The sequence below is a fragment of the Skermanella sp. genome (assembly GCF_059503625.1).
Map to the genome: position 1 here is coordinate 1 of NZ_JCACHA010000596.1, position 6,955 is coordinate 6,955.

At 65.4% G+C, this 6,955-nt stretch carries 8 protein-coding genes; all 8 read right to left on the bottom strand.

Annotated elements, in window-relative coordinates; genetic code table 11:
* On the bottom strand, nucleotides 1–647 hold a 647-nt coding region (locus AC5JJ6_RS15650; RefSeq protein WP_496042944.1), incomplete at its 3' end, for a TetR/AcrR family transcriptional regulator.
* 150 nt (nucleotides 648–797) lie between these two features.
* Entirely contained in the window at nucleotides 798–1,379 is a 582-nt protein-coding gene (pcaG, locus tag AC5JJ6_RS15655; protein WP_496042945.1) for a protocatechuate 3,4-dioxygenase subunit alpha, read from the bottom strand.
* A gap of 5 nt (nucleotides 1,380–1,384) precedes the next feature.
* The gene (gene pcaH / locus AC5JJ6_RS15660; protein ID WP_496042946.1) at nucleotides 1,385–2,095 is read right to left on the bottom strand and encodes a protocatechuate 3,4-dioxygenase subunit beta; all 711 of its coding nucleotides are present in this window, start codon (nucleotides 2,093–2,095) and stop codon (nucleotides 1,385–1,387) included.
* Between the two features lie 19 nt (nucleotides 2,096–2,114).
* On the bottom strand, nucleotides 2,115–2,495 hold the full coding sequence (gene pcaC / locus AC5JJ6_RS15665) for a 4-carboxymuconolactone decarboxylase (protein ID WP_496042947.1): 381 nt from the start codon (nucleotides 2,493–2,495) through the stop codon (nucleotides 2,115–2,117).
* Nucleotides 2,488–3,288 (bottom strand): 3-oxoadipate enol-lactonase, encoded by an 801-nt coding sequence (pcaD, locus tag AC5JJ6_RS15670; RefSeq protein WP_496042948.1) that lies wholly within the window; start codon nucleotides 3,286–3,288, stop codon nucleotides 2,488–2,490. The genes pcaC and pcaD overlap by 8 nt, the downstream gene beginning before the upstream one ends.
* Before the next feature lie 46 nt (nucleotides 3,289–3,334).
* Nucleotides 3,335–4,666, bottom strand: a complete 1,332-nt coding sequence (locus tag AC5JJ6_RS15675) for a 3-carboxy-cis,cis-muconate cycloisomerase (RefSeq protein WP_496042949.1) — start codon at nucleotides 4,664–4,666, stop codon at nucleotides 3,335–3,337.
* Between the two features lie 4 nt (nucleotides 4,667–4,670).
* On the bottom strand, nucleotides 4,671–5,504 hold the full coding sequence (locus AC5JJ6_RS15680) for a 3-oxoadipate:acetyl-CoA acetyltransferase (RefSeq protein ID WP_496042950.1): 834 nt from the start codon (nucleotides 5,502–5,504) through the stop codon (nucleotides 4,671–4,673).
* Nucleotides 5,505–5,556: 52 nt separating this feature from the next.
* A partial coding sequence (locus AC5JJ6_RS15685) for a bifunctional sugar phosphate isomerase/epimerase/4-hydroxyphenylpyruvate dioxygenase family protein (protein WP_496042951.1) occupies nucleotides 5,557–6,955 on the bottom strand: 1,399 nt, incomplete at its 5' end.

Here is a 6,955-nt window from a genome sequence, read left to right on the forward strand (position 1 = left end):
GCGTCGCCGATCATCCGCTTATGCTTTTCCAGATATCCCGGCTCGGAGAAATCCTGCTGGAATATCGCTCCGAAGGTGTAGCGGTTGGAAACGCGGAAGAAGCAGAACGAACTGATCAGCATGTGCAGATCGACCGGATCCGCATCCAGGCGAAAGACCCCCTGCTCCCGACCCCGTCTGACGATGTCGCCGATGATCTTGATTATGGCGACGTTCAGGTTCTGAATCGATTCCGACGCCGACAGATACTCGGCCCGATGAATGTTCTCGATACTGACGAGGCGGGCGAAATCGGGGTTTTCCTCGTGATAGGTGATCGTGAAGTCGATCAGCTTACGGATCGCGGCTTCCGGCTCCAGATCTTCCAGATGCATGTCGGCTTCGACCCGGCGGATGTCGCCGTAGGCTTTCTCCAGGACGGCGACGTACAAGCCCTCCTTGCTGCCGAAGTAGTAATATATTGCGCGCTTGGTCGTGCGGGTGCGGGCGGCGATGGCGTCCACCCGCGCGCCGGTCAGGCCGTGATCCGCGAATTCCTTCGTCGCTATCGCAAGAATATCCTGCTTGGTGCGCTCAGGATCGTTCCGGCGCGTCGGCGCCGGGGACTTTTCCTTGAGCATGGTGCCTTCAGTCAGCATCGTTTCCATTTCCCGCATTCCACCAGAATCGATGCCTCTGAAGCGCATCGGTGCGATCCTTGAACGAACCAGTTAGTGTACCTCATGCAGGCCGATGAAGTGTGCATGATGTCACAGGGCGGAAAACGCCCCCGGAGAACCGCCGGCACGACCATGCGGTCAGGGATCGAAGAAGACCGTTTCGGCGTCGCCCTGAAGATTGATGTCGAAGCGGTAGACCGGACCGCCCGCAGTCTCCTGCCTTGCGGCGATCAATGTGCCGCGCCGGCCGGCTTCGACAAGCCCCAGCACGGCGTCCGATTCGTTGGCGGCTGATTCGTCGCTGAAATAGATGCGGGTATAGGCATGGTTCGGCATGCCGCGGGCGAAGACGGTGACGTTCAGGTGCGGCGCCTGCGGCCTTGCATCCGATCCCGTGACGCTGCCGGGCTTTACCGTCTCGAATCGGAAAGTCCCTGTCTCGTCCGTGCCGGTCCGGCCGAAGCCGTGGAAGTCGGCGGCCCTGCCGTCCGCCGGATGGGCGTAGCGGCCCTGGGCATCCGCCTGCCAGACCTCGACCATGCTGTCGATCACGGGAGCGCCTGCCCCGTCGATCACCCGCCCGGTCACGATGATCCGCTCACCGGGAACCGTCTCGTCCACGATGCGGCCGTCGGCGATGCCGGGCCGGCCATAGGGCTGCGGCGTCAGGCCATAGGCGAAATAGGGACCGACCGTCTGCGAGGGAGTTTGCTTGGGCATGGCGATCAATCCTCGTCCACGGGGGTCGCGCGCGGGCCGCGCAGCACGATGTCGAACTCGTAGCCGAGCGCCTGCATCGGCTCGGTCACGTCCAGCGAGAAGCGGGAGATCAGGCGGCTGCGGGAAACTTCCGGGATGCCCTGGTAGATCGGGTCGTATTCCAGCAGCGGATCGCCGGGGAAATACATCTGCGTCACCAGACGGGTGACGAAGCTCGGCCCGAACAGCGAGAAATGGATGTGATTGGGCCGCCATGCGTTGTGGTGGTTGCCCCAAGGATAGGCTCCGGGCTTGATCGTGACGAAGCGATAGCGGCCCTCGGCATCGGTCACGGTCCGGCCGCCGCCGAAGAAGTTGGGATCGAGCGGCGCGTTGTGCTGGTCCCAGCGATGGACGTAGCGGCCGGCGGCATTGGCCTGCCACAACTCGACAAGGGTATGCGGGACCGGGCGGGAGGATTCATCCAGCACCCTGCCGGTGACGATGATGCGCTCGCCCAGCGGGTCGCCGTTCTGGACGCCGTTCTTCGTCAGGTCGTGGTCGAGCGGGCCGACCTTGTCATGGCCGAAGACCGGGCCGGTCAGTTCCGACAGGCTGTGCGGGATCGGGATCAGCGGCTTCTTCGGGCCGCGCAGCAGGGTCGACTTGTAGTCGGGCACGATATAGGGCGGATGGCTGTCCCAGTCGCGCCTGGTGTATTCGGTGTTCGGCTTCATGAATTTCCTCTCCCGGTTTTCACTTTTCCATCTGGTCGAAGACTTCCTGAGCGATCTGGAAGCCATGGTTGGCTGCCGGAACACCGCAATAGACGCCGGCCTGAAGCAGCACTTCCTTGATGTCGTCCCGCGTCAGGCCGTTGTTGAAGGCCGCGCGGACATGCATCGCAAATTCGTCCCAGTGACCCAGCGCCACCATCATGCACAGGGTCATGCAGCTTCGGGTATGCCGCTCCAGCCCCGGCCGCGTCCAGATCTCGCCCCAGGCGTAGCGGGTGATGAGGTCCTGGAACTCCTCGTTGAATGGTGTCCGCTTGGTCAGCGAACGGTCGACATGCGCGTCGCCCAAGACGGCGCGGCGGACCTTCATGCCCGCGTCGTAACGATCACGTTCATCCATTGGATGTCTCCGCCATGGTAAGGAAGCCGACCAGATTATGGGTGAACAGGTCGGCCTGCTCGATGTTGGACAGGTGTGCGGCGTCCAGATCGACCAGTGCCGCGCCTGCAATCTCGGCGGCGATCAACTGGGCATGGGCTGGCGGCGTGGCGCCGTCGTGGGTGCCCGAGATCACCAGCGTCGGGGCCGAGATCGCGGCGATTTCCGCCCGCTGGTCCATGTCGCGGACGGCGGCGCAGCACGCGACGTAACCCTGCGGCGGAATTCCGCGCAGCATCGACGCTGTGCGCTCGACCGCCGCCGGGTCGGCTTTCTGGAAGCGGGGCGTGAACCAGCGCTCGATCACGCCGGGAACGATCGCGGACATGCCGTCGCACCGGACGGTCTCGATGCGGGCGTTCCAAACCTCGGGCGCGCCGATATAGGCGGAGGTATTGGCGAGAACCAGCCGCTCGACGCGGTCCGGTTCATGGATGCCAAGCCACATGCCGACCATGCCGCCCTTGGACAAACCGCAGAAGCGCACCGTCTCGATATCGAGCGCGTCGAGCAGGTCGACGGCGTCACGCCCGAGCCGCGCGATCTCGTACGGGCCTTCCGGAGCATCCGACCTTCCATGCCCCCGGCTGTCGTAGCGAAGCACGCGGTAATGGCCGGTGAGTGCGGGGATCTGGGGGTCCCACATCTCGAGCGTGGTTCCGAGCGAGTTGGACAGGAGCAGGACGGGACGCCCCTCCTCCCCGTCGAACTGGTAGAAGATCCGGGTACCGTCCCCGGTGGTAATGTGGGGCATGGGTTGCTTTCTCCCTTGTTCTTCAGCAGGTTGGCGGCGGTTATGGTCAGCCGGTCACGCGATCCACGAAAGCCGCCGCCTGCCCGACATAGCCCAGCGGGTCGAACAGCCGGTCCAGCTCGTCGGAACCGAGTTCCGCCGTGATGGCGCGGTCATCGCCCAGGACATCGCGGAGATGCCGGCCCTCGGATACCGCCTTCTTCGTCGCGTGCTCGACCAGTTCATGGGCGTGGAGCCGGCCGAGCTTGGCGCCCAACGCCATCATGACCCGTTCCGCCATGATCAGGCCGTGGGTCACTTCCAGGTTGGCGCGCATCCTGGCGGCATCCACTTCCAGGTCGGGAACCATGTCGGCGACCTGACGGAGCGCGCCCATCGTCAGCATCGCCAGTTCCGGCAGCGCCACCCACTCGGCATGCCAGTTGCCAAGCCCCCGCTCATGCTCCTGCGGCATCGCGGCGAACAGGGTTGCGATCAGACCGGGGGCACGGGTGGCAGCCGCCATGACCGATGCCGCCGTGACAGGGTTGCGCTTGTGCGGCATGGTCGAGGAGCCGCCCTTCCCTGCCCCTGCCGGCTCGAACACTTCGCCGACATCGGTCTGCATCAGCAGCGACACGTCGCGGGCGATCTTGCCCAGCGTGCCGGCCAGCAGGGCGAGCCATGAGCCGAACTCGACCACGCGGTCGCGGTGGGCGTGCCACGGGGTATTCGGCAGCGTCAGCGACAAGTCGTCGGCCAAAGCCGAAGCGACCGTCAGCCCCTGTTCACCGAGCGCCGCCAGCGTTCCGGCGGCCCCGCCGAACTGGAGGGTCAGCAGCCGGGGCTTCAACTCGCCAAGCCGCTCCCGGTGGCGATTCACCGCGTCCAGCCAGCCCGCGACCTTGAGGCCGAAGGTGACGGGCAGCGCGTGCTGCATCCAGGTCCGGCCTACCATCGGCGTCAGCCGGTGCGCGGACGCAAGGTCGCCGAGGCCGGCTGCCAGCCGGTCGAGGTCGGCGTCGATCACCTCCAGCGCCGCACGGAGTTGCAGCACCAAGCCGGTGTCCATGGCGTCCTGGCTGGTGGCGCCCCAGTGGACGAAGCGGGCGGCATCCTTGTCCGATTCCGCCACCAATGCCGTCAGGCGCTTGACCATCGGGATCGCGGGGTTGCCGGCTCTGGCCGTGGCTTCCGCCAGTTCGCCGATGTCGAACAGATCGGCACGGCACCGGCCCTCGATCGCTCCGACCGCTTCGGCGGGGATCACCCCCGTCTTCGCCTCGGCACGGGCAAGCGCCGCCTCGAAGTCGAGCATCCCCTGTAGCCGGGCAGTGTCGTTGAACAGGCGCGCCGCCTCATGGGAGGCGAAGAGCGGAGTGAACAACTGGCTGGTCATCGGATCAGGCCGCGCGGATCGCCAGAAGCTCGCGGGCTTCCGCCACCGTCGCGGGCCGGGCATCGTATTTGGCGCAGAGGTCGGCGGCGATCCTGACCAACTCGGCGTTGCCGGACGCCAGCCGGTCCTTAGTGACGCGGATGTTGTCTTCCAGCCCGGTCCGCACGCCGTCGGCGCCGCGCTCCAAGACCCAGCGCATCACTTCGCTCTGGAACCGGCCGATACCCGCAGCCGTCCAGGTCGCAGCCGGAATGACGCGCTTCAGCTCGGCCAGCAGGATGTCGAGCAGGTGTTCGTCGGCGGGCATGGCGTTCTTGACGCCCATGACGAACTGCACGTGGGGCCGGCTGTTCATCAGGCCTTCGTCGATCAGGCGCTTGGCGGCATGGATGTGCGACAGGTCGAAGATCTCGATCTCCGGCCGTATGTCGTTCTCCTTCATCTTGCTGGCGAGGTCCCAAACGAGGGCCGGCGCGTTCTCGTAAACGATGGTCGGGAAGTTGACCGAACCGGTCGAGAGCGACGCCATCTCGGGCCGGAGATACAGGGAACTGCCGCGCGCCGCCTGATCGCGTCCGCGTCCTCCGGTCGAGAACTGGACGATCATGCCGGGGCAGTGCTTGTTGATGCCTTCCTGGACCTGCTGGAACAGCTTGGGGTCGGAGGACGAGGACTCGTCCGGGTTGCGGACGTGGATGTGGACGAGGGACGCACCGGCCTCGAAAGCCTCGTGCGTGGATTCGATCTGCTCCGCCGGGGTCACCGGCAATGCGGGATTGTCCTTTTTACGCGGCACCGAACCTGTAATGGCAACGGCGATGACGACGGGTCTGGCCATGTCTCTCCCTCTCGTTTTTTGGACGTTAGTCTTGGTTAGCGTCAGGCTAGGTTCAGGACAGAAAGTCTTCGATCTGCGCCTGCTCGCGGAGGCGCGTCTGCATCGCCATGCGGACGGCGGCGTTGACCGCACCGAACTGCTGATAACCGCCCCGGCGCTGGACGATCTCGAAGAAGAAGCGCTCTTCGAAGGTTTCGGTGTAGGCGTGGCTGAATTCGCCCTGGTCGTCCCGGTCGAACAGCAGGCCGAAGCGCTGGAGTTCGCTCAAAGTATCGTCATCCAGCCCGAGCCGGGCGGCGAGGTCGTCATAGTAATTGGCCGGCACCGGCAGCATCGGCGCGTCCGCCTTCGACAGCGAGGTCAGCGTCTGCTCGATCGCATCGCTGGCGAAGGCGATGTGGTGGACGCCGGCCCCGGCTGTCGCGGACACGAACCGGCCGGTTGCGGTCTTGCGGCTTTCGGAGAAGTTGAGCGGCAGGCGGACGCTGCGGTCGGGGCTGACGATGGCCCGGCTCTGGATCAGGCCGTAGGGGTCGGGAAGCTCCCACAACTGCTCCAGTACGAAGCCGAAGACGCCCCGGTAGAACAGGATGAAGCTGTCCATGCGGCCGAACGGCAGCGCCTGCGCCACGTGGTCGATGCAGGTCAGGCCGCTTTCCTCCGCCTCGGGGAACAGCGTGAAGTCGTTTTCCCAGATGCTGTGGCCGGACTGGTCGGGCTGGACCAGATAAACCAGCGTGCCGTCGGGCGCCCGGACCGACTGGATGCGGCGCTCGCCCTCCCCGATCCGTTCGCGCCATGTCCCGTAGAGCAGGGCTTCGGCCCGGTCCACCGCCTTGTCGGCATCGTCCACCCGCAACGCCATGGCGGAGACCGAGGGGCCGTGCATCTGGAAATGCTCGGAAGCGGCGCTGTCCGGCTCGCTGTTGAGGACCAGGTTGACTCGTCCCTGACGGTACAGTTCGACCGATTTGGAGCGATGCCGGCCGGCGTGCCGGAAGCCAAGGCTGCCGAGGAATGCCGCTAGATCCTCCTTCGCCTGCTCGTCCACCGCGAATTCGAGGAACTCGAAGCCGTCGAAGGCCGGCGGCTCCGGCAGGCCCTTGCCATAGCCGGCCTTCGCTTCCGACAGGATCAGCGAGCGCAGGCCGTCGCGCGCGGTCTGGCGTGCCGGGGCCGTCCGGAAATCGTCGTTGAAGATTTCCAGCGACAGCGGTCCACGGTATCCGCTGGCCAGGACGGCGCGCAGGAAGTTGTCGACCGGCAACTCGCCCTGTCCGGGGAAGTTTCGGAAATGACGGCTCCAGGACAGCACGTCCATCTTCATCAGCGGCGCGTCGGCCAGCTGGACGAAAAAGATCCGGTCGCCCGGCACATCGGCGATACCTGCGGGATCGTCGTTGATCGACAGGGTATGGAAGCTGTCCACGATCAGGCCGAGCGCCGGATGA

What these genes read in the sequence shown, in the direction of transcription:
- pcaG (WP_496042945.1), bottom strand. Translation starts at nt 1,379, where the DNA reads ATGCCCAAGCAAACTCCCTCGCAGACGGTCGGTCCCTATTTCGCCTAT.
- pcaH (WP_496042946.1), bottom strand. Translation starts at nt 2,095, where the DNA reads ATGAAGCCGAACACCGAATACACCAGGCGCGACTGGGACAGCCATCCG.
- pcaC (WP_496042947.1), bottom strand. Translation starts at nt 2,495, where the DNA reads ATGGATGAACGTGATCGTTACGACGCGGGCATGAAGGTCCGCCGCGCC.
- pcaD (WP_496042948.1), bottom strand. Translation starts at nt 3,288, where the DNA reads ATGCCCCACATTACCACCGGGGACGGTACCCGGATCTTCTACCAGTTC.
- AC5JJ6_RS15675 (WP_496042949.1), bottom strand. Translation starts at nt 4,666, where the DNA reads ATGACCAGCCAGTTGTTCACTCCGCTCTTCGCCTCCCATGAGGCGGCG.
- AC5JJ6_RS15680 (WP_496042950.1), bottom strand. Translation starts at nt 5,504, where the DNA reads ATGGCCAGACCCGTCGTCATCGCCGTTGCCATTACAGGTTCGGTGCCG.